General features: G+C 72.2%; 16 protein-coding genes and 3 tRNA genes. 12 read left to right on the top strand and 7 right to left on the bottom strand.

The window, feature by feature from the left end; genetic code table 11:
- Positions 1–115 precede the first annotated feature (115 nt).
- The 3 genes from OHA86_RS21790 to OHA86_RS21780 all read left to right on the top strand — a co-directional run bounded on the left by OHA86_RS21790 (position 116) and on the right by OHA86_RS21780 (position 5,313).
- On the top strand, positions 116–1,126 hold the full coding sequence (locus tag OHA86_RS21790; protein WP_329177749.1) for a LacI family DNA-binding transcriptional regulator: 1,011 nt from the start codon (positions 116–118) through the stop codon (positions 1,124–1,126).
- Positions 1,127–1,252: 126 nt separating this feature from the next.
- Positions 1,253–3,304 carry a glycoside hydrolase family 31 protein gene (locus tag OHA86_RS21785; protein WP_329177748.1) on the top strand — a complete coding sequence of 684 codons (2,052 nt, stop codon included), beginning with the start codon at positions 1,253–1,255 and terminating at the stop codon, positions 3,302–3,304.
- Positions 3,301–5,313, top strand: a complete 2,013-nt coding sequence (locus OHA86_RS21780; RefSeq protein WP_329177747.1) for a beta-galactosidase — start codon at positions 3,301–3,303, stop codon at positions 5,311–5,313. Before OHA86_RS21785 ends, OHA86_RS21780 begins: the two co-directional genes overlap by 4 nt.
- Here the strand turns inward: OHA86_RS21780 and OHA86_RS21775 are convergent, their stop codons facing one another.
- Positions 5,314–5,796: a GNAT family N-acetyltransferase gene (locus tag OHA86_RS21775; RefSeq protein ID WP_329177746.1), complete on the bottom strand. Its 483-nt coding sequence runs from the start codon at positions 5,794–5,796 to the stop codon at positions 5,314–5,316. It abuts the gene before it with no gap.
- Between the two features lie 145 nt (positions 5,797–5,941).
- On the opposite strand from OHA86_RS21775, the gene OHA86_RS21770 reads away from it, so the two are divergent.
- From OHA86_RS21770 to OHA86_RS21755, 3 genes are all read left to right on the top strand, one after another.
- A complete protein-coding gene (locus OHA86_RS21770; protein WP_329177745.1) occupies positions 5,942–6,808 on the top strand; it encodes a GNAT family N-acetyltransferase in 867 nt (288 codons plus the stop codon).
- A 332-nt stretch (positions 6,809–7,140) separates the two neighbouring features.
- Complete coding sequence (locus OHA86_RS21760; protein ID WP_329177743.1) at positions 7,141–8,013, top strand: LLM class flavin-dependent oxidoreductase; 873 nt, start codon at positions 7,141–7,143, stop codon at positions 8,011–8,013.
- 95 nt (positions 8,014–8,108) lie between these two features.
- On the top strand, positions 8,109–8,834 hold the full coding sequence (locus OHA86_RS21755) for an FMN-dependent NADH-azoreductase (RefSeq protein WP_329177741.1): 726 nt from the start codon (positions 8,109–8,111) through the stop codon (positions 8,832–8,834).
- A gap of 5 nt (positions 8,835–8,839) precedes the next feature.
- Here OHA86_RS21755 and OHA86_RS21750 read toward each other — a convergent pair whose 3' ends face one another.
- Positions 8,840–9,079 carry a hypothetical protein gene (locus OHA86_RS21750; RefSeq protein WP_329177739.1) on the bottom strand — a complete coding sequence of 80 codons (240 nt, stop codon included), beginning with the start codon at positions 9,077–9,079 and terminating at the stop codon, positions 8,840–8,842.
- Positions 9,080–9,326: 247 nt separating this feature from the next.
- Here OHA86_RS21750 and OHA86_RS21745 point away from each other — a divergent pair.
- Positions 9,327–9,401, top strand: a tRNA-Asp gene (locus tag OHA86_RS21745).
- Positions 9,402–9,405: 4 nt separating this feature from the next.
- Positions 9,406–9,479 (top strand) — tRNA-Phe (locus tag OHA86_RS21740).
- A gap of 75 nt (positions 9,480–9,554) precedes the next feature.
- Here the strand turns inward: OHA86_RS21740 and OHA86_RS21735 are convergent.
- Positions 9,555–10,583 carry an ABC transporter permease gene (locus tag OHA86_RS21735; protein WP_329177738.1) on the bottom strand — a complete coding sequence of 343 codons (1,029 nt, stop codon included), beginning with the start codon at positions 10,581–10,583 and terminating at the stop codon, positions 9,555–9,557.
- A 604-nt stretch (positions 10,584–11,187) separates the two neighbouring features.
- On the opposite strand from OHA86_RS21735, the gene hrpA reads away from it, so the two are divergent.
- Together hrpA and OHA86_RS21725 are read left to right on the top strand one after the other, a co-directional pair.
- Complete coding sequence (gene hrpA / locus OHA86_RS21730) at positions 11,188–15,129, top strand: ATP-dependent RNA helicase HrpA (RefSeq protein WP_329177736.1); 3,942 nt, start codon at positions 11,188–11,190, stop codon at positions 15,127–15,129.
- Positions 15,130–15,199: 70 nt separating this feature from the next.
- A tRNA-Asp gene (locus OHA86_RS21725) sits at positions 15,200–15,274 on the top strand.
- A gap of 688 nt (positions 15,275–15,962) precedes the next feature.
- On the opposite strand, the gene bldC is transcribed toward OHA86_RS21725, so the two are convergent.
- Together bldC and OHA86_RS21715 are read right to left on the bottom strand one after the other, a co-directional pair.
- Positions 15,963–16,169, bottom strand: a complete 207-nt coding sequence (bldC, locus tag OHA86_RS21720; RefSeq protein ID WP_003949541.1) for a developmental transcriptional regulator BldC — start codon at positions 16,167–16,169, stop codon at positions 15,963–15,965.
- Positions 16,170–16,588: 419 nt separating this feature from the next.
- On the bottom strand, positions 16,589–17,437 hold the full coding sequence (locus tag OHA86_RS21715) for a hypothetical protein (RefSeq protein ID WP_329177734.1): 849 nt from the start codon (positions 17,435–17,437) through the stop codon (positions 16,589–16,591).
- Positions 17,438–17,602: 165 nt separating this feature from the next.
- Here OHA86_RS21715 and OHA86_RS21710 point away from each other — a divergent pair, with 165 nt between their 5' ends.
- Entirely contained in the window at positions 17,603–18,724 is a 1,122-nt protein-coding gene (locus tag OHA86_RS21710; protein ID WP_329177732.1) for a Leu/Phe/Val dehydrogenase, read from the top strand.
- A gap of 253 nt (positions 18,725–18,977) precedes the next feature.
- Positions 18,978–19,247, top strand: a complete 270-nt coding sequence (locus OHA86_RS21705; protein WP_329177730.1) for a DUF3073 domain-containing protein — start codon at positions 18,978–18,980, stop codon at positions 19,245–19,247.
- Positions 19,248–19,364: 117 nt separating this feature from the next.
- On the opposite strand, the gene purM is transcribed toward OHA86_RS21705, so the two are convergent.
- Together purM and purF are read right to left on the bottom strand one after the other, a co-directional pair.
- Positions 19,365–20,432: a phosphoribosylformylglycinamidine cyclo-ligase gene (purM, locus tag OHA86_RS21700; protein WP_329177728.1), complete on the bottom strand. Its 1,068-nt coding sequence runs from the start codon at positions 20,430–20,432 to the stop codon at positions 19,365–19,367.
- Positions 20,433–20,467: 35 nt separating this feature from the next.
- Positions 20,468–21,985, bottom strand: coding sequence for an amidophosphoribosyltransferase (purF, locus tag OHA86_RS21695; RefSeq protein ID WP_329177726.1), 1,518 nt, complete (start codon positions 21,983–21,985; stop codon positions 20,468–20,470).
- Positions 21,986–22,432: the final 447 nt, after the last annotated feature.

The following is a 22,432-nucleotide window of genomic DNA, read 5'->3' as shown; positions in this document are numbered from 1 at the left end:
CGAACACCGCCCCACCGACTCCGCCCCTCCGCAAGCCGCCCCCCGAACACCCCCACCGGCACCGACATCAACGCCCTCGACAGAACCGGCAGCACGACATGAAGGGTTCACCAGCATGGTGACACTGGCTGAGGTGGCCAAGCACGCGGGCGTCTCCGCGAGCACCGTGAGCTACGTCCTCAGCGGCAAGCGCTCGATCTCCTCCCCGACCCGGGAGCGGGTCGAGAAGGCGATCAGCGAACTCGGCTACCACCCCAACGCGGGCGCCCGCGCGCTCGCCGGGAAGAGATCGCACGTCATCGCGCTGGTCGTCCCGCTCAGAACCGACGTCTACGTGCCGATCATGATGGAGATCGCCATCTCCGTGACCGTCGCGGCCCGCAGCTACGGCTACGACGTGCTGCTGCTCACCAACGACGAGGGCCCCGAGGGGCTGCGCCGGGTCGCCGCGAGCGGCCTGGCCGACGGGGTGATCCTGATGGACGTCGAACTCGACGACGCCCGCATCCCCGTCCTGCGCGAGACCGGTACGCACGCGGCCCTGATCGGGCTGCCCGCCGACACCCGCGGACTGGCCTGCGTGGACCACGACTTCGCGGGCGCGGGCGCGCTGTGCGCGGAGCACCTCGCCGACCTCGGCCACCAGGACATCGCCTTCATCGGCTACGCGCCCGGCGTCTACCAGCGGCACGCCGGTTACGCCGAGCGGACGTTGAGCGGTTTCCGGGAGCGCGCCGCCCGGCGCGGGCTGCGGGTGCTGCACCGGCCGTGCGAGGGCTCGTACGAGAGCACGGCGGGCGCGCTGTCCCGTATCCTCGCCGACCGCCCGGACACCACCGGCTTCGTGGTGCAGAACGAGGGCGCCATCGGCCCGCTGCTGAGCCTGCTGCGCACCAGCGGCCGGGTGGTGCCCGAGGACGCGTCGGTGGTCGCGCTGTGCCCAGAGCCGCTCGCCGAGCAGTATTCGCCGCGGCTGACCGCCGTCACGGGTCCCGCGCACGAACTCGGGCGGCAGGCGGTGGCGTTGGTGATGAACCGGCTGGACGACCGGCCCACCGCCGAGGTGAGCCTGCTCACACCGGTGCTCACCCCGCGCGAGAGCAGCGGCCCGGCACCCGTCCGCTGACCGGCACGTCCGTACGCCCGCCCCTACGCCCTCGCCCTCGCCCTCGCCCTCGCCGAGCAGCGTCACCTCCACCTTCGCTGAGCATCTTCACCTTCACCTTCACCGAGCAGCCCTGGGAGCTTCGCCATGCCCACCTTCTTCCGCGATCTCGGCCACGCCCTGGAGTGGCGGGCCAGGGGTGAGACCCTGCGCGTCGAGGCGTGGGGGGCCGACGCGGTGCGGGTCCGCGCCATCGCGGGCGGCGACCTGCTCGACGGCCTCCCGGGCGCGCTGCTGCCGGAAGGCCCCGCGGTCCCCGGCGAGCCGGTGATCACCGTCGGCGAGCACACCGCCGAGATCGTGAACGGCGCCCTGACCGTACGGATCGACGCCGGCACGGACGGCCGGCTCACCCCCGATCTGCCCGCCGCCGCGGGCCGGCTGACCTTCCTGCGGACGGCCGACGGCAGCGAGTTGCTGGCCGAGGAGCCGCCGCACTTCTGGTGGCCGGGACCGCGGCTGCACACCGCGACCGGCAACGGCTACCACCGCCTTGAGCAGCGCTTCCGCGCCTACGACGGCGAGCGGTTCTTCGGCCTCGGGCAGCACACCCACGGCATGTTCGACCAGAAGGGCGCCGTCATCGACCTGGTGCAGCGCAATGCCGAGGTCACCATCCCCTTCCTGGTCTCCAGCCGCGGCTACGGCCTGCTGTGGAACTCGCCCGCCATCGGCCGCGTGGAGCTGGCCGCGACCGGCACCCGGTGGGTCGCCGACAGCGCCCGGCAGATCGACTACTGGGTCACCGCCGGCCAGCCCGCCGACGTCCTGCGGCACTACGCCGACGCCACCGGGCACTCCCCCGTCCTGCCCGAGTGGGCGGCCGGCTTCTGGCAGTGCAAGCTGCGCTACCGCACCCAGGAGGAACTGCTGGAGGTGGCCCGCGAATACCGGCGCCGCGGGCTGCCGCTCGACGTCATCGTCTGCGACTTCTTCCACTGGACGCATCTGGGCGACTGGCGCTTCGACCCGGCAGAATGGCCCGACCCGCAGGCCATGGTGGACGAACTCACCGCGATGGGCGTGCGGTTGATGGTCTCGGTGTGGCCCTCGGTCAGCCCGGCCAGCGAGAACTACCACCCGATGGGCGACCGGGGCCTGCTGATCGGCACCGAGTACGGGCCGCTCGCGCACGCCGACTGGCCGGACAAGGGCCTCGGCGCGTACTCGGCGCAGGTCGCCTTCTACGACGCGACCAGTCCCGAGGCGCGCGCGTACGTCTGGGACCGGCTGCGCGACAACTACCTCGCGCACGGAGTGAAGGTCTTCTGGCTCGACGCGTGCGAACCGGAGCTGAAGCCCGGCCACTCCGGGAATCTGCGCTACCACGCGGGGCCGGGCCTTGAGGTCGGCAACCTCTACCCGCGCGAGAACGCCCGGATGGTCTGGGACGGCCTGCGCGCGGCGGGCGAGACCGGGATCGTCTCGCTCAACCGCTCCTCCTGGGCCGGCGCCCAGCGCTACGGAGCCGCGCTGTGGTCCGGCGACATCGGCACGACCTTCGCGTCGCTGCGCACCCAGATCGCGGCCGGCCTGAACGTGATGATGTCCGGCATCCCGTGGTGGACCACCGACATCGGCGGCTTCCACGGCGGCGACCCGGACGATCCCGGCTACCGCGAGCTGCTGGTGCGCTGGTTCCAGTACGGCGCCTTCTGCCCGCTGTTCAGGCTGCACGGCTTCCGCGGCCCCGAGCAGGTCCTTGAGCCGTCGATGACCGGCCTGCCCAACGAGGTCTGGTCCTACGGCGAGGAGGCGTACGCGATCCTGCGCGAATACCTGCTGCTGCGGGAGCGGCTGCGCCCGTACCTGATGGCGCAGATGCGCACCGCCGCGGACAGCGGACTGCCGCCGATGCGGCCGCTGTTCGTGGACTTCCCCGCGGACGAGGGGAGTTGGTCGTCCGCCGCGGACTCCTTCCTGTGCGGTCCCGACCTGCTGGTCGCGCCGGTGACGCGGGCCGGCGCGCGGGAGCGGGACGTCTACCTGCCAGCCGGCGCGTGCTGGACCGACGCGTGGACCGGGCAGGCGTACGAGGGCGGCGCCGCCGTCACCGTGGCGGCGCCGCTCGACCGCATACCGCTCTTCCTGCGGGACGGCGCCGCGCTGCCGGTCAGCGGCCCCGAGGCGTCCTCGTGACCGGGCGGCTGACCGCCCGGCTCGGCGGGCGGCTCGCCTTCGGCGGCGACTACAACCCCGAGCAGTGGGACGAGGCCGTCTGGCAGGAGGACGACCTGCTGATGCGCTGGGCGCACGTCAACCTCGCGACGGTCGGCGTCTTCTCCTGGGCGCTGCTCGAACCCGAGGAGGGCCGCTACGACTTCAGGTGGCTCGACACGCACCTGGACCGGCTGCACGCCAACGGTGTCGCCGTCGACCTCGCGACGCCCACCGCGTCACCGCCGCCCTGGTTCACCCTCGCGCACCCCGACGCGATGCCGGTCACCGCCGAGGGCGTACGCCTCACGCACGGCAGCCGTGACACGTACTGCCTGGCCGCCCCCGCCTACCGGCGAGCTGCGCTGCGGATCGCGACCGCGCTGGCGACGCGCTACGGCGAGCACCCGGCGGTGGCGATGTGGCACGTCCACAACGAATACGCCACCGTCTGCTGGTGCGACCATGCCGCTGCCGCCTTCCGGGTGTGGCTGCGCGCCCGGCACGGCACGCTGGACGCGCTGAACGAGGCCTGGGGGACGGCCTTTTGGAGCCAGCGCTACGGCTCGTGGGAGGAGATCCAGCCGCCGCGCGCCACCCAGTGGCACCGCAACCCCGGACTCGCCCTGGACTACCGGCGGTTCTGGTCGGACGAGGCGCTGGCCGCCTACCGCGAGCAGCGCGACGCGATCCGCGCGCACACCACGCGGGACCGGCCGGTCACCACCAACCTCATGCTGCCCGGCTACCAGGTGCTCGACCTGTGGTCGTTCGGCCGCGAGGTCGATGTCGTCGGCATCGACCACTACCCGGCCGCGCCCGGCCTCGACGCCGCCGCCGACACCGCCTTCGGCGCGGACCGCGCCCGCTCCTTCGGCGGCGGCAGGCCCTGGCTGCTGATCGAGCAGGGCACCAACACCGTTTACACCGGCGACCGTACGCTGCCCAAGGAGCCGGGCGACCTCCTGCGCCATTCGCTGGCGCACATCGCACACGGCTCGGACGGCGCGCTGTTCTTCCAGTGGCGCCAGTCGAAGGCCGGCGCGGAGCTGTGGCACTCGGCGATGGTGCCGCACGCCGGACCCGACTCCCGGATCTTCCGCGAAGTGGCGGACGCCGGGGCGGTGCTGGCCCGGCTCGGCGAGGTCGCCGGCTCCGTCGTACGGGCGCGGGCCGCCGTCCTGCACGACTCCGACTGCTGGTGGGCGCTGGACGGCCAGGGCCTGCCGTCCGCGTCGCTCGACTACCACGGCCAACTGGCCCGCGCCCACCGTGCCTTGTGGGACGCCGGGATCACGACGGACTTCGCCCACCCGGCCGACCCGGACCTGTCCCGCTACCGCCTGCTCGTCGCGCCCGCGCTGTACCTGCTGTCAGACGCCGCCGCCGAATCGCTGCGCGCCTGGGTCCACGCGGGCGGCACCCTGCTGGTCCAGCACTTCGCCGGTGTCGTCGACGAGCGCCACCACGCCCGGCTGGGCGGCTACCCGGCGGAGCCGCTGCGCCAGGCCCTCGGCGTCAGGGTGGAGGAATTCCGCCCGCTCCCGCCCGACGCGACGCTGCGCCTGTCCGACGGCTCCACGGCCACGGCCTGGAGCGAATCCCTGCGCCTGACCGCGCCGGCCGAGGCGGTCGCCGCGTACACCGAGGGCATGCTCGCCGACCGGCCCGCCGTGACGCGGCACCCTTACGGCAGCGGCACCGCCTGGTACGCCTCCACGCGGCTGGACTCCCCCGCGTACGCGGCGCTCCTGGCCCGGCTGCTGACCGAGGCCGCGATCCGCCCCGAACTCCCGCTCCCCGCAGGCGTCGAGGCCGTCCGCCGGCACGCCCCTTCGGGCACGGCCGGCTGGCTCTTCCTGCTCAACCACACAGCCGCCCCCGCCACCGTCCGGGCCGAGGGCCACGACCTCCTGACCGACCGCGCCCTCCCGGCGGCCGGCCTGACCCTGCCGCCCGGCGGCGCGGCCGTCCTGCGCCAGGCCGGGTGATCACACGAGGTCGAGCCGGTAACGGATCCGCGTGCGCCCGTCCACCACGGCCTCGCCGACGGTGACGAACCCGGTTCTGGCCAGGACGGTCCTGGAGGCCCCGTTGTCGACCGTGGTCTCGGCCCGCAGCGCGGTCAGCCCGTACCGCGCCACGGCGAGCCCGCACACCTCGCGCACCCCCGCGGTGGCCAGCCCGCGCCCGGCCGCCCGCTCGGCGATCCGGTAGCCCAACTCGGCGCAGCCGTCGACCGCGTCGACCAGATTGACCCGCCCCACCACCTCGCCGCCCTCCTCCACCAGCACGTGGAGGAAGTCCCTGCCCTCGGCCTGCCACGCCAGCAGCTCGCCGAGCCGCTCCTCGAACCGGGCGAAGTAGTCGTCCCCGCGGTCCGGGATCGAGGCGGCGAAGTAGGCCCGGTTCGCCAGCTCGAAGTCCAGCAGGGCGGGGGCGTGCTCGGCACGGAGCGGTTGCAGCGCGGGCATGCGGTGCATGCTAGCGCCGCGGCGTCCGGGACCGCCGTCAGGCGGCGCGTACCGCCTCACCGGAGTACGGGGGCCCGCCGCGCCGGCCGGCCGGCCGCGATAACCGGGTGCGGGCGGGCGGCGCGGCGGTGTGTGATGCGGGGCTATGACGATTGTTCTGAGCACGCCGGGAGTCGAGGGGCTGAGCGAGGCCGTGGGCGCGCTCCGGGAATGGCAGCACGACGAGGCACCGCTGCAACTGCATCCGGGGGATCTGGGCTGGTTCTGGCGGGCCGGCGCGGAGGCGACCGCCGCGGCGGTCAGGACCTGGAGTCGGGACGGCCGCATTGTCGCCGTCGGGCTGCTGGACGCGCCCGATCTGGTGCGGCTGACGACCGCGCCGGACGCTCAGCAGGACGAGGAGCTGGCGCGGCGCCTGGCCGGGGACCTGGCCGAGCCGGAGCGCGGCGTGCTCCCGGCGGGGAAGGCCTGCGTCGAGGCGCCGACCGGCGCACTGGTGCGGGATCTGCTCTTCGAGGCCGGCTGGAACTCCGACGAGCCGTGGACGCCGCTGCGCTGCGACCTCACGGAGCCGGTGAAGGAACCGGGCCTGCGGACGGAGGTGACCGGGCCGGAGCGGGCGCACGTGCGCGCCGCCGTCCACCGGGCGTCGTTCGGCAGCCCGAAGTTCACTGACCGCAGGTGGCACGCGATGGCGGCCGGACCGGCGTACGCCGACGCGCGATGCCTGGTCGCGTACGACGACCAGGACAACGCGGTGGCAGCGGTGACGGTGTGGTCAGCCGGCCCGGGAAGGCCCGGGCTGCTCGAACCGATGGGCGTCCACCAGGACCACCGCGGCCACGGCCACGGCACGGCGATCTGCGTCGCAGCGGCGGCCGCACTCCGCCGACTGGGCGCGTCGAGCGCGCTCGTCTGCACCCCGACCTCCAACACCGCCGCCGTCGCCACCTACGCGTCAGCCGGCTTCCAGCCCCTCCCCCAGCGGCTGGACGTCTCCCGCGGCGCCTAGCGTTCCAGCCCCTGGAGCAGGTGATCGGCCTTGCCGGCCTTGCCCGCAGGGCGGCTAAGGAGTCGACCATCGGCCGGTCCTCCCGCCCGCCCGCCGCGATACAGCTGTCGCCGGCTGCGTCGGTGCCGTGGCGGAAGCAGTTGTCGCCCTCTGCGCAGAAGGGGGCTTCTCAGGTGATGCCGGCCATGGCCTCTCCTCGGAGTTGACGCGCGACGGCCGCGTAACCGACGGACTACGAGCAGTCGGTAGCGTGCTGCCCACCGGCAGCCGCACTGGGGGTGACCTGGGTCTGAGCGTTGATCACCCGCCCGGGGGGACGTAGGTTCCGGAGTATGACGAATGTACGGATCGGCGTGATGTACGACCGCGACTGGCTGCCGGAGGGCTTGCCCGGGTTCGCGCGGGAGGTCGAGGCGCTCGGGGTGGACGATCTGTGGGTGGTCGAGGACCTCGGGTGGAACGGGGGCGTTTCCGCGGCCGCGATCGCGCTGGGGGCGACCGAGCGGCTGCGGGTGGGTATCGGGATCGCGCCCGCACCGCTGCGCAGTCCCGCCCTGCTGGCGATGGAACTGGCCACGCTGGCACGGGTGTTCCCCGGGCGGCTGGTGGCCGGCATCGGGCACGGGGTGCAGGAGTGGATGGCCTCGGTCGGGGTCGCGGCGAAGTCGCCGCTCGCGCTGCTCGAAGAGACCATCACCTCCGTGCGCGCGTTGCTGCGCGGGGAGAAGGTCGAGTTGGAGGGACGCGAAGTACGCCTGGACGGAATCCAGTTGGTGCATCCGGCCACCGAACCGCCGCCGGTCGTCGCGGGCGTGGTGCGGCCCCGCTCGCTGGAGCTGTCCGGCCGGGCCGCGGACGGCACACTGCTCGCCGAGGGCAACGGCCCCGACGACCTGGCGGGGATCAGGGCCTCGATCCGCATGGGCGGAGCCGGCGCCGACCACAGCCTGACGGTGTACGCGTACTGCTCCGTGGGGGACGACGCCGAGCAGGTGGCGCGAACGCTGCGGCCGGCTGTCGAGGGCCAGGCCGGCTGGCTCGGCCGCCCGCCGGAGCAGGTGTTCACCGTCTCCGGCCGGGCCGCGGAAGCCGCCGAGAGCCTTCGCGCGCTGGGCGCGGCCGGCGCCGACACGGTCGTGCTCCGGATCTACGGCCCCGAGCCGGTCCGCCAGCTCGGCGCCGTACTGGACGCCCTCGCGCGCTGAAAGACCGGGCGGCCGGGGGTGCGTCACCTCCGGCCGCCCCGCTCCGTCACCCCTCGGGGGACGCACACGCGCCCCGGGGTGACAGGAGGAACCGCATGACGTCCTTGCTCCATCTGGATTCCAGCGCCAACCGTTCGGGCGAGTCGGTCAGCCGGCAGCTGACCTCGCTGTTCGCGCGGACCTGGCAGACCGTGCACGGCCCGGCCGGCTACCGCCACAGGGACCTGGCCGCCGATCCTGTGCCGCCGCTGGACACCGCCTACTGCACACTCGGCCGGCGGGTGGAGCAGCACGGTACGGTCCCGCCGGACGCCGTGGCCGCCCTGGTCGCGGACCCGGCCGAGGAACGGGCCTGGGCGCTGACCCGGCCGCTCATCGCGGAACTGCTCGCGGCCGACACCGTGCTGATCGGCGCCCCGATGTACAACTACTCGGTGTCCGCGCTGCTCAAGGCCTGGATGGACCGGGTGACCTTCCCCGGCGCCTTCACCGACCCGGCCACCGGGCACAGCCTGCTGCGCGGCACACGGGTGGTCGTGCTCAGCGCCCGGGGCGGCGCGTACGGCCCCGGGACCCCGTACGAGGCCTGGGACTTCCAATCGCCCTACCTGCGGGCGTACTTCGGCAAGCAGGGCGTGCCCGAGGAGAACCTCAGCATCGTCAGCGCCGAGCTGACGGTGTCCGGCATCGTCCCGCACCTGGCCGGCTTCCGCCCCCAGGCGGCGGACTCGCTGGCCGCCGCCCGCGCCGCGGTGACCGCACTGGCCTCGGAAACCGCCCGCCCGGCCGGCTCCGCCGCCTCGCGGTCAGCCGCGCACTGACAGCGTCAGTTCCGCGGGGCCGCCGCGGACGTCGCCGCCGGGGGTGCCGTACGGGCCGGGGCGGGCGTGGCGGCCGGGGGCGGGGAGGAGGACGGCGGCCGGGGGTGCTTCGCGGCGGGGGCGCCCTGGCGGCCCATGCCACCCGCGGGGCCGCCGCCCTTGGTGTTGTCGCAGGACGCCGTCACCCCCAGGGCCACCAGGACGGCGGCGGCCGTCATACCGATACGCACCCTGCGGGTATCCATCGCTCGCGTCCTCCTCCGGGGCGGCACCGGGCCGCGTCCCTCCGGCTCCCCGTTGTAGCGAGGGGCGCCCGGGAGGGGTCCCGGGGTCTGATACGCTGATCCAGCGACAACGGCCTGTCAGGCAGTGCTCAACCGGTCACGGAGAGCGAGTCACCGGGAGCGTCGCAAAACCCGTGCGAGAGCATGGCACCGCATGTGTCAGACTTGTTCCGCACACAGCAGTAGGCAGTAAAGAGCAGTACAGCAAGGTCCTGTGGAGCAGTTTGGAGTGCTCGCCACCCTGTCAAGGTGGAGGCCGCGGGTTCAAATCCCGTCAGGACCGCTGCGGCTGGGTAGCTCAGTTGGTACGAGCGACCGCCTGAAAAGCGGTAGGTCGCCGGTTCGACCCCGGCCCCAGCCACCGCACGGCGTAGGCCCCGTCTCCGGACGGGGCCTACGCCGTTTCGGCGACTCGGCGGGCGGTCGGCCGCCCGGCTCAGCGACCGCCGGGGTGCCGGTGCCGCCACCCCACGAAGACCGCGGTCGACAGGGCCGCCCACCCGGCCAGCACCGCGAAGGGGAAGGCGTGCTGGTGGCCGCCGAAGTAGACGGCGGTGTGCTGGGCGTTCACCGACGCGCCCGGCGGCAGCCAGCGGCCGATCCGCCCGAGCAGTGACGGCAGCAGCGGCCACGACACGGCCCCGCCGGACGACGGATTGCCGAGCAGCACCATCAGGCCCCACGTCGGGAGCATCGCCCAGCGGCCGACCAGCGTGTTGAACATCGTGAAGACCATCCCGGACGTGAACAGCGTGAACGCCAGGATCAGCCACGACTCCGCGAACGGCAGGTCGAGCGCCCCCAGCCCCCAGTCCACCACCGCGGCGATCGAGAAACCGCCGAGCAGCGAGTACGCGGCGATGAAGCCGATGCGCTCCGCCGGGTTGAGCTCGCGGGCGTTCACGCTGAGCTGGATGGCGCCCACGAAGCCGAGGATGACGGCGGCCAGCGAGATGTAGAAGATCGCCAGGCCGCGCGGGTCGCCCTTCTGGAGCGCGGTGATGTCGCGGACGGCCACGGGTTGGCCGATCGCGCTGCCGACCCGGGGCGCGGTCTCGGCCAGCAGCTGGGCCACGCTCGCGCCGGACGCCGAGGACACGTACAGGCGCGGGGCGCCGGTCGTCGCGCCGGGCCCCGGCCGGACGGGCTCGTCGAGGATCGCGAACACCTTCTGCGCCTCGACCGCGCCCTTCGCCGCCGCGAAGCTGTCGTAGTGGTGCAGCTGGAGCGAGGCGCCGAGCGCGCGCTCCATCCCGGCGATGAATTCCGCCCGCTTCACCTCGGAGGGCGGTACGCCGGTGACGGCCGTCGGGATGTTGCGCGGAGTGGGATTGGCCATGGCGTACGTGTACGAGCCGGCGAAGAGGCCTGCGGCGGCGGCGATGAGGATGACCAGGACGCAGGCCGGGAAGAACGGCGACGTCCTGAATGCCGTCCAGTGCGACGGCTGCGCCCGCTCCTCCATCCCCTCACGCTAGGCCGCCCGCCCCACCCCCGCGCCCAGCGTGCGCCCATCAGGGGCGCACGCTGCCGGCCCCGGCCGAGGGCGCCCCCCTCAGGCGGTTCCTCGCGCCCCCGGGCGCGCGAGCTTGGGTGCGCGAGGAACGGCGCGCCCAGCCCCCACCCACAGCCACGTACGGACGCACCGCACCACCCCCAGGGGCGCGAGGAACGGCGCGCCCAGCCCCCACCCACAGCCACGTACGGACGCACCGCACCACCCCCAGGGGCGCGAGGAACTGCGCGGCCGGCCCCCACCGGGGGCGCGGGTCGCCACCGACCCGGAGGGGCAGATCGGTCCGCCCCGGACCACCGGCCGGTGGACGGCTGAGCGCGCAGTTCCCCGCGCCCCTGGTGGGCACCCCCCTGCCGAAGGGGAACCCCCAGAGCCGCCGCGCCCGGGCGAGGGGCATCCCCCTGCCGCAGCGGCAGCCCAGCCTCGCGCCGGCGGAAGGGGCCCGGGGGCGCAGCGGCGCGCTGAGGCACCGCGCCGGCGGAAGGGTGCCCGGGGGCAGCCCCGGGAAATGGGGTCGCCGGGGGTGCCCGGCAGGTGCGATCCTGGGTCGCGTATGTCTACTTACGCGACCACCGCTGAACTGGCCGAACGCCTCCCCGCCCTCACCCTGCGCGACGAGCAGCGGCTCGGGCGGCGGCTCGACGGTGCCCGGCGCATCAGGAAGCCGGAGGCGCGCGCCGGGGTGCTCGCGGAGATCGACGCCGAGATCGGCAAGGGCGAGCAGCGCATAGCGGCCCGCCGGGCGGCCGTACCGGCGATCACGTACCCGCCGGAGCTGCCGGTCAGCCAGAAGAAGGACGACATCCTGGCGGCGGTCCGCGACCACCAGGTCGTGATCGTCGCGGGCGAGACCGGCTCGGGCAAGACGACGCAGATCCCGAAGATCTGCCTGGAGCTGGGCCGCGGGGTGCGCGGCCTGATCGGGCATACGCAGCCGCGCCGGATCGCGGCCCGCACGGTCGCGGAGCGGGTCGCCGAGGAGCTGCGGACGCCGCTGGGCGAGGCCGTCGGCTGGAAGGTGCGCTTCACCGACCAGGTCGGGGACTCGACGCTGGTCAAGCTGATGACCGACGGCATCATGCTCGCGGAGATCCAGACCGACCGCGAGCTGCGCGCGTACGACACGATCATCATCGACGAGGCCCACGAGCGCAGCCTCAACATCGACTTCATCCTGGGCTATCTGGCCCAGCTGCTGCCCCGCCGCCCCGACCTCAAGGTGATCATCACCTCGGCGACGATCGACCCGCAGCGCTTCTCGCGGCACTTCGGGGACGCGCCGATCGTGGAGGTCAGCGGGCGTACGTATCCGGTGGAGGTCAGGTACCGGCCGCTGCTGGAGGAGGGCGGCGAGGACGGCGACCGGGACCAGATCACCGCGATCTGCGACGCCGTGGACGAGCTGCAGGCGGCGGGCCCCGGCGACATCCTGGTCTTCCTGTCCGGCGAGCGGGAGATCCGCGACACGGCGGACGCGCTGGTGAAGAAGAACCTCAGGCACACCGAAGTGCTGCCGCTCTACGCCCGGTTGTCGTCGGCCGAGCAGCACCGGGTCTTCCAGCAGCACGCGGGCCGCCGGATCGTGCTGGCGACGAATGTGGCCGAGACCTCGCTCACCGTCCCGGGCATCCGCTACGTCATCGACCCGGGCACCGCCCGCATCTCGCGCTACAGCCACCGTACGAAGGTGCAGCGGCTGCCGATCGAGCCGGTCAGCCAGGCCAGTGCGAACCAGCGCAAGGGGCGCTGCGGGCGTACGTCGGACGGCATCTGCGTCAGGCTCTACGACGAGGACGACTTCCTGTCCCGGCCGGAGTTCACCGACGCCGAGATCCTGCGGACGAACCTGGCGTCGGTGATCCTGCAGATGACGGCGGCCGGGCTCGGCGACATCGCGCGCTTCCCCTTCATCGACCCGCCGGACAGCCGCAACATCAAGGACGGTGTCCAACTCCTCGAAGAGCTGGGCGCGCTGGACCCGCAGCAGAAGGACGCGCGCAAGCGGCTGACGCAGACCGGGCGCAAGCTCGCGCAGCTCCCGGTGGACCCGCGGCTGGCGCGGATGGTGCTGGAGGCGGAGCGCAACGGCTGCGTGCGCGAGGTGATGGTGATCGCTGCGGCGCTGTCCATCCAGGACCCGCGCGAGCGCCCCTCGGACAAGCAGCAGCAGGCCGACCAGCAGCACGCCCGCTTCCGGGACGAGAGCAGCGACTTCCTGGCCTTCCTGCACCTGTGGACGTACGTCAGGGGCCGGCAGAAGGAGTTGTCCTCCTCGGCCTTCCGCCGGATGTGCCGGGGCGAGTTCCTGAACTACCTGCGGATCCGCGAATGGCAGGACATCTACAGCCAGTTGCGCTCGGTCGCGAAGTCGCTCGGGATCGCGGTGACCGAGCCGAAGTCCGAGGACGACGCGGCCGACCCGGTACGGGTGCACCAGTCGCTGCTGGCCGGGCTGCTGTCCCATCTGGGGCTCAAGGACACCGACAAGAACGAGTACCTGGGCGCCCGCAGCGCCAAGTTCGCGGTCTTCCCCGGTTCCGCGCTGTTCAAGAAGCCGCCGCGCTGGATCATGTCGGCCGAACTGGTGGAGACCTCCCGGCTGTGGGCGCGGGTCAACGCGCGGATCGAGCCGGAGTGGGTCGAGCCGCTGGCCCAGCACCTGGTCAAGCGCAGCTACAGCGAGCCGCACTGGGAGAAGGACCAGGCGGCGGTGATGGCGTACGAGAAGGTGACCCTCTACGGGGTCCCGCTGATCGCCCAGCGCAAGGTCAACTACGGGCGGATCGACGCCGAGGTCTCCCGCGAGCTGTTCATCCGCAATGCCCTGGTCGAGGGCGACTGGCGCACCCACCACGAGTTCTTCCACGCCAACCGCAAGCTGCTCGGCGAGGTCGAGGAGCTGGAACACCGGGCCAGGCGGCGGGACATCCTGGTCGACGACGAGACGCTGTACGACTTCTACGACGCCAAGCTGCCCGAACACGTCGTGTCCGGGGCCCACTTCGACTCCTGGTGGAAGGCCAAGCGGCGCGAGGAACCGGAGATGCTCAATTTCGAGCACTCCATGCTGATCAACGAGAACGCGGAGGCGGTCACCAAGGCCGACTACCCCGACTCCTGGCGGCAGGGCGCGCTGAAATTCCGCGTCACCTACCAGTTCGAGCCGGGCGCCGACGCCGACGGCGTGACCGTGCACATCCCGCTCCAGGTGCTCAACCAGGCGGTTCCTGACGGCTTCGACTGGCAGATCCCGGGCCTGCGCGAGCAGGTCGTCACCGAGCTGATCCGCTCGCTGCCCAAGCCGATCAGGCGGCATTACGTGCCCGCGCCGAACTACGCGAAGGCGTTCCTGGACCGGGCGGTCGCGGGGCCCGATCCGCTGCCGCTGGTGCTGGCGAGGGAATTGCAGCGGATGGTCGGGGTGCCGGTCACCGCGGAGGACTTCGACCTGGCGAAGGTGCCCGACCACCTCAAGGTCACCTTCCGGGTGAGCGACGAGCGGCGCAGGACGATCGCGGAGGACAAGGACCTCGACGCGCTCAAGCTGCGGCTCAAGCCGAAGACGCGGGAGGCCATCACGAAGGCCTTCGAGCGCGCCTCGGACCCGGCGCTGGCGTCGGTCGAGCAGCGCACCGGGCTCAAGGACTGGACGATCGGCGCGCTGCCGCGCACGTTCGAGGCCCGGCGCTCGCGGCAGCCGGTGAAGGCGTATCCGGCGCTGGTCGACGAGGGCACCTCGGTGGCGGTGCGGCTCTTCGACACCGAGCCGGAGCAGGCCGCGGCGATGTGGCGCGGGACGCGCCGGCTGATCCTGCTCAATGTGCCGGTGAACCCGGCCAAATTCGTCGCCGACCAGCTGTCCAACCAGCAGAAGCTGGCGCTGTCCAGGAATCCGCACGGCAGCGTGCAGGCACTGTTCGAGGACTGCGCCACCGCCGCGGCCGACCGGCTGATCGCCCAGCACGGCGGTCCCGCGTGGGACGAGCAGGGCTACCGCAAGCTGTACGACGCGGTGCGGGCGGAGCTGGTCGAGCTGACCGGCCGCAGCGTCCAGCGGGTCCAGCAGGTGCTGGCCGCCTGGCACTCCTGCGAGCGCCGCCTGAAGGACACCAGGAGCCTGGTACTGGTCGCGAACCTCCAGGACGTCAAGGAGCAGCTGGACGGCCTCGTGCACCCCGGTTTCGTGACCGCGGCGGGCCTCAAGCGGCTGCCCGACCTGATGCGCTACCTGGTCGCCGCCGACCGCCGGCTCCAGCAGATGCCGACCGGCGCGCAACGGGACGCCACCCGGATGGAGAAGGTCCGCGAGATCCAGGCGGAGTACGCCCAACTGCTGGCCGCCCAGCCGGCCGGGCGGCCGGTCCCCGCCGCGGTGCGCGACATCCGCTGGATGATCGAGGAACTGCGGGTCAGCTACTTCGCGCACGCGCTGGGCACGGCCTTCCCGGTCTCCGACAAACGCATCTTCAAGGCCCTGGACGAGGCCTGGGGCTGATCCGCCCCACCCCGCGGCGACCGAGTTCGACCGCACCCCCTGACCTGCTGTACAGTCTGTCTCGAAGCAAGGTCCTGTGGAGCAGTTTGGAGTGCTCGCCACCCTGTCAAGGTGGAGGCCGCGGGTTCAAATCCCGTCAGGACCGCACAACATGACAATGGCCCGCCATCCCTATGGATGCGGGCCGTTCGCATGTCCGCACCCGGACAGGGGCTGCCGACAGCACGTCCCGGCCCCCGGACGCGGGCCGTTCGCATGTCCGCCCCCGGACGCGGGCCGTCCGCGGGCCCGGCCCGAGCACGCGGCGCACGACCGCGCGCCCAGCCCCGAGCGCCACGACCCGGTTTCGCCAGCGAAGCCGGGTCTTTTTGTGAGCACGCCCCGCCACACGGGCCTCCGTACGCCCCCTCCTGACGCGGGAGTTCACTACCGCACCGCCCGCAAGATCCACAAGCCCCACACGTGTGACGGGAGTCACGTAAAGTCGATTCGGAATCGCGGAACTCGACGCCCTCCGGAGGGCTGTCGATTTAATATGTGCAATGGCACCCCGTCCGGGACGTACGCCCAAGGCACGAAAAAGGACCGCATCGGACCCGGCGGAGTCCGATGCGATCCTGGTGACGCGTGGTGCTGTGCGGTGTTACGAGCGGATCCGGCGGGATCCAGGTGGTACAGGGTGGTGCGGGTAGTGCGAGGTAGTGCGGGTGGATCCGGTGGTGCAGGCGGAGCAGATGGAGCGGGTGGAACCGAAGCCTCGGGCTGTCCCTGATGGGGGCAGGTGAGCCGTGCGGCCGGGCGCCGAAAAGGGGGGCCGGCGCCCAAAAGGGCTGTCAGGCCTCGCTGCGCTGCTGCGGAATACCCGCGAGCAGCGCACGGACCTCCGCTTCGCGGTAGCGGCGGTGCCCGCCCAGCGTGCGGATGGACGTGAGCTTGCCTGCCTTGGCCCAGCGCGTGACCGTCTTGGGGTCGACGCGGAACATGGTCGCGACCTCGGCAGGGGTTAGCAACGGCTCGGCATCAGGGGTGCGAGCGGTCATGAGCGGCCTCCTTGAGAGAACCGAACCAACGCGGTTCTTTCCTCTAAATTCTGCACCTTGACCCACGTTGCCCGAAATGGCAGACGCGGGCCGAGTCGGTAATAGGACGAACGGCTTGTCCTCGGCACTACAACTACACCATCCGTCCAGCCGCGTCGGCCAAACCGATGGATTTGCCCTCTCAGGTGTTCAAGCTCGACGGAAGCCGATGGACCGTGTCATAACGGACAGTCACGCGAGCGTGACGATCAGTCACAGGACGATCATCTGCAACATCCCCACCTTCGAAACAAGCCCGAGGCGGACCCGTTGTCCCATTTTGGCATGACACATGGTGATGCAGGCAAGACTCCGGGTACGTGCTCTCCGTCACCCTTGGGCCTAAGATCCACAAACGCCCGTTCGCGCGGAGCGCCGGCTCAGCTGAGGAACTGGCGTTCCCGTACCGACCGCCACCGCTCGGTCAGGCGTTCGTACGCGACCCCGGCCGCACCCGAGTCGCCGGCGCGCAGCGCGGCGAGGCCCTCGGCGACGTCGGCCGCCGAGCGGTCGTCGGCGAGCCCGTCGGGACCGAGGGCGTGCACCAGCCCGCCGTAGTCCAGTTCCACCAGCGAGCGCGGGTGAAACTCCTCCAGCCAGCGGCCGACGTCGATCAGCCCGTCGACCAAGGGGCTGCCGTCGTCGAAGGCCTCCCTGAGCACCCGCAGCCCCCGCGCCACCCGGCGCCTGGCCTGCACCATGGGGGTGCGGTAGCGCAGCAGCGGCTCCTTGGACTCACCGGCGCCCGCCGGCTCGTACTCCCGCTCGTCGTCGGCGACCAGGACGAACCAGCGCACCGGCACGTGCCAGGTGGCACTGCGGATCCAGGGGCGCGCGTCGGGGTTGCGCTCGCGCCACGACTCGTGGTCGGCCGCGGCCTGGAGCCGTACGACCGGCGGCAGCATCGCGTCGAGCACCGACTCCGGAAGCAGCTCGCCGGCCTGCTCAAGAGCCAGCCAGCCGCGCAGCCGGGTGCGCCAGGGGCAGACGTGGGTGACACCGCCGACCACGGCGACGAAGGCGTCGGCGCTCTCGTGCACCGGGACGGCGATCGGCGGCACCGGGATCAGACCGGCCAGCGACTGCCTCAGCTCGTCCTGTGCGGTCCGTCCGGGGTCGGCCGCGGCATACCGGTGCCAGTGGCTGCGTTCGGGCTCGGGAAAGGCCGTCAGCGGCTCGTAGACCCGCAAATACGCCGCGTACGGGACCACTACCGGTGAACCGCCCACACCAGCTCCCTCGCGCCACCGTGCCGTCCCGACGATCGTCCCACGCGGCCGGGCCGGCCGGACGTGATCCCGGCCACCCGGCAGGGCCTACGCTGTTGCGCATCAACCCCGCCCGCCACCCGCACGGGGGGCGCGAAACACCCGCAGCACTGGGACCACTGGACTATGGGAGTCACCACCGTGACCGACGTACGACAGACCGAGAGTGTCATCGCCAAGCTGTTCCGATCGGAGCAGGGCGGACACGAGCAGGTCGTTCTCTGCCAGGACCGCGCATCGGGCCTCAAGGCCGTGATCGCGCTCCACTCCACCGCCCTGGGCCCCGCCCTGGGCGGTACCCGTTTCTTCCCCTACGCCTCCGACGAGGAGGCCGTCGAGGACGCGCTCAACCTCGCCCGCGGCATGTCGTACAAGAACGCGCTGGCCGGGCTCGACCACGGCGGCGGCAAGGCCGTCGTCATCGGCGACCCCGACACGGACAAGACCGAGCAGCTGCTGCTCGCCTACGGCCGCTTCGTCGCCTCGCTCGGCGGGCGCTACGTGACCGCGTGCGACGTCGGCACCTACGTCGCGGACATGGACGTCGTCGCCCGCGAGAACCGCTGGACCACCGGCCGCTCCCCCGAGCACGGCGGCGCCGGGGACTCCTCCGTGCTGACCGCCTTCGGTGTCTTCCAGGGCATGCGCGCCGCCGCCCGCTTCCAGTGGGGCGAGCCCTCGCTGCGCGGCCGCAGGGTCGGTGTCGCGGGCGTCGGCAAGGTCGGCAAGCACCTGGTGCGGCACCTGGTGGAGGACGGCGCCGAGGTCGTCGTCACCGACGTGCGCGCCGGCGCGGTGGAGGCCGTCACCGCCCGGCACCCGGGCGTCGGCGCGGTGAGCGACGCCGAGGTGCTGGTACGCACCCCGCTGGACGTCTACGCCCCCTGCGCGCTGGGCCACGCCCTGGACGACGCGACCGTCGCGGCCCTGACCGCGACCGTGGTGTGCGGCGCGGCCAACAACCAGCTGGCGCACCCCGGCGTCGAGAAGGACCTCGCCGGCCGCGGCATCCTCTACGCGCCGGACTACGTGGTGAACGCCGGCGGTGTGATCCAGGTCGCGGACGAACTGCACGGTTTCGATTTCGACCGGGCCAAGGCCAAGGCGACGAAGATCTACGACACGACTCTGGCCATTTTCGATCGCGCGAAGTCCGACGGCGTTCCGCCCGCGGTCGCCGCCGACCGGCTGGCCGAGCAACGGATGGCGGAGCGCACTCCGGCGGCGGAATGGCTGCGCCCGGAGTGACGCACGTGACCGAACGCACGGCCCGATAGCAAGTTCGCGCTAGAAGAAGGTAAAATCGGGCCTGACCAGGCAGGACAGGGTCGCGAAAGACCCCTGATCCGACGCGCGTCGTGCGGGCGACGTACCGTGCGGCGTCGGAAGCAGGTACCGTTGAGGCCCTACGGACCGGTCTCTCTCCGGAGAGGCCGCTCCGCATCATGAACGCGTGTCAAGACTCGGGGCCGTTGAGCCCCGCCGTTAAGGGGGTCGAGCCATGGGGCGCGGCCGGGCCAAGGCCAAGCAGACGAAGGTCGCCCGCCAGCTGAAGTACAACAGCGGCGGTACGGATCTCTCACGTCTGGCCGACGAGCTGGGCGCATCGCCGTCGAGGCCGGTTAATCCGGAGCCTGTCGAGGACGATGACGACGAGTTGGACGACGACGACCCGTACGCTCAGTACGCGGATCGGTACAACGACGACGACGATGACGAGGACGACCAGTCGTCCGACTCCTCGCCCTCGTCGCAACGTCGTCGCGCTTGACGCAGCGAAGTCACCACACACGCTGACCCGGCCGGGGGCGATCAGCCCCGGACCGGGTTTCGTCATGCCCCGGCGCGGCAGTGCCGGCCAGGGTACGAATCCGGCCACGCCGCCGGGTCAGCCCGCGTAGTCGCCGACCAGCTCCACGGCCGCGGCGCCGCTCTCGCGCGCCGTGATCCCACCCGCGACCCAGGCGTCCACCCCGCGGTCCGCCAGCGTGGCCAGGGCCACCTCGACCGACTCCTGGGGCAGCACCGCGATCATGCCGACGCCCATGTTCAGCGTCTTCTCCAGCTCCGGGCGCTCGACCCGCCCGGCCGCGCCGACCAGGTCGAAGATCGGCGCGGGCGTCCACGTCGAACGCTCGACGGTGGCCCGCAGGCCGTCCGGTACGACCCGGGCCAGGTTGTTGGCCAGGCCGCCGCCGGTGATGTGCGAGAAGGCGTGCACCTCGGCGGTACGGGTCAGGGCCAGGCAGTCCAGCGAGTAGATCCTCGTCGGCTCCAGCAGCTCCTCGCCCAGCGCCCTGCCCAGCTCGGGGATCTCCCGGTCCAGCTCCCAGCCGGCCCGGTCGAAGAGCACATGGCGGACCAGGCTGTACCCGTTCGAGTGAAGCCCGGACGACTCGATCGCGATCACCGCGTCGCCGCTGCGGATCCGGTCCGCGCCCAGCAGCCGGTCGGCCTCGACCACGCCGGTGCCCGCCCCCGCGACGTCGAATTCGTCGGCGCCCAGCAGCCCGGGGTGCTCGGCGGTCTCGCCGCCGACCAGGGCGCAGCCGGCCAGCACACAGCCTTCGGCGATGCCCTTGACGATGGCGGCGACCCGCTCGGGGTAGACCTTGCCGACGCAGATGTAGTCGGTCATGAACAGCGGCTCCGCCCCGCACACCACGAGGTCGTCCACGACCATGCCGACCAGGTCGTGGCCGATCGTGTCGTAGACGCCCATCCGGCGGGCGATGTCCACCTTGGTGCCGACGCCGTCCGTCGCGGAGGCCAGCAGCGGGCGCTCGTAGCGCTTGAGCGCGGAGGCGTCGAAGAGGCCCGCGAAGCCGCCGAGCCCGCCGACCACCTCGGGGCGGGTGGCCTTGCGCACCCACTCCTTCATCAAGGTGACGGCGTGGTCGCCGGCCTCGATGTCGACGCCCGCGGCGGCGTAGCTGGCACCGGTTGTCTCAGACATGGCTGGCACTTTCGTGTCGGGGTACGGCAGAGGGCTCACGGCCTGCGCAGGGCGTCGGCGGCGTCCGCGCCGCCGGCCAGCTCGACTTCCAGCAGCTGCTTGCCCAGCAGCTCGGGGTCGGGCAGGTCCATCGGGTATTCACCGTCGAAGCAGGCCCGGCACAGGTTGGGCTTGGCGATCGTGGTGGCCTCGACCATGGCGTCGAGCGAGATGTACGCGAGCGAGTCGGCGCCCAGCGAGGTGCCGATCTCCTCGACCGTCATACCGTTGGCGATCAGCTCCGCGCGGGTGGCGAAATCTATGCCGAAGAAGCACGGCCACTTCACCGGCGGCGAGGAGATCCGTACGTGCACCTCGGCGGCGCCCGCCTCGCGCAGCATCCGCACCAGGGCGCGCTGGGTGTTGCCGCGGACGATCGAGTCGTCCACGACCACCAGGCGCTTGCCGCGGATGACTTCCTTGAGCGGGTTGAGCTTGAGCCGGATGCCGAGCTGCCTGATGGTCTGCGAGGGCTGGATGAAGGTCCGCCCGACGTAGCTGTTCTTGACCAGGCCCGAGCCGTACGGGATGCCGCTGGCCTCGGCGTATCCGACCGCGGCCGGGGTTCCGGACTCCGGGGTCGGTATCACCAGGTCGGCGTCGACCGGCGCCTCCTTGGCGAGCCGGCGGCCCATCTCGACCCGGGAGAGGTAGACGTTGCGGCCCGCGATGTCGGTGTCGGGCCTGGCGAGGTAGACGTATTCGAACACGCAGCCCTTGGGGCGGGCCTCGGCGAAGCGGGACGTGCGCAGGCCCTGCTCGTCGATGGCGACCAGCTCGCCCGGCTCGATCTCGCGGACGAAGCTGGCGCCGCAGATGTCGAGGGCGGCGCTCTCCGAGGCGACGACCCAGCCGCGCTCCAGGCGGCCCAGCACCAGCGGGCGGATGCCCTGCGGGTCGCGGGCGGCGTAGAGGGTGTGCTCGTCCATGTAAACGAGGCTGAAAGCACCCTTGATTTTCGGCAGCACCAGGGGTGCGGCCTGCTCGACCGACAGTGGGGTGCCGTCGGCCGCGGTCTGCCCGGCGAGCAGGGCGGTGATGAGATCGGTGTCGTTGGTCGCGGCCACCCGGGTGGTCCTGCCCGGGGTCCGCGGCAGGTCGGCGACCATCTCCGCCAGCTCGGCGGTATTGACCAGGTTGCCGTTGTGGCCGAGCGCGATGGAGCCGTGGCCGGTGGCGCGGAAGGTGGGCTGCGCGTTCTCCCACACCGAGGCGCCGGTGGTCGAGTAGCGGGCGTGGCCGACGGCGATGTGGCCGGTCAGCGAGCCGAGCGAGGTTTCGTCGAAGACCTGGGAGACCAGTCCCATGTCCTTGAAGACCAGAATCTGGGAGCCGTTGCTCACTGCGATGCCCGCGGACTCCTGTCCGCGGTGCTGCAGGGCGTACAGCCCGAAATAGGTGAGTTTGGCGACCTCTTCGCCGGGGGCCCAGACACCGAAGACGCCACACGCGTCCTGGGGGCCCTTCTCGCCGGGGAGCAGGTCGTGGCTGAGTCGTCCGTCACCACGAGGCACGTTCACGAGTCTAGGGCAGGTTCGCCGCTGGTCCGAACGAGGGACCGACCCGATCTGCGCTTCTATGCGCGTAGCGCCTTGGGGGACACGGGGGTGTGACGTGCCCCCCAAGGCGCGGGTGCGCCGGCCGGTACGGGGGTTGCTCCGGTCGGCGGGCTCTGATGACCGGGGGTCAGCCTAGGGCCATCACGGGGCGCCGGCCGGAAACCGCCGGCGCGGTGGCCGAAAAGCCCGCCGCCGGCGGGGTCGCCGCGGCGTGCCGCGGGTCCGCTGCGGGTGTGCCGTGGATGTGAAGACGCCCGCCGGTACGGGGGTTCCGGCGGGCGCGTCTCCAGGGCGGCTCGAACACGCGGAATTCAGCATTCCGGATGGATCCGCTCCCGGAATTCTAGGAGCACGGACCTCCCCGGCATATACCGGGGGAGATTACCGGCGTAATTACGCCAC

The sequence above is a fragment of the Streptomyces sp. NBC_01477 genome, from assembly GCF_036227245.1.
Lineage (GTDB): Bacteria > Actinomycetota > Actinomycetes > Streptomycetales > Streptomycetaceae > Actinacidiphila.
This window is presented reverse-complemented; position numbering and strand designations above follow the sequence as displayed.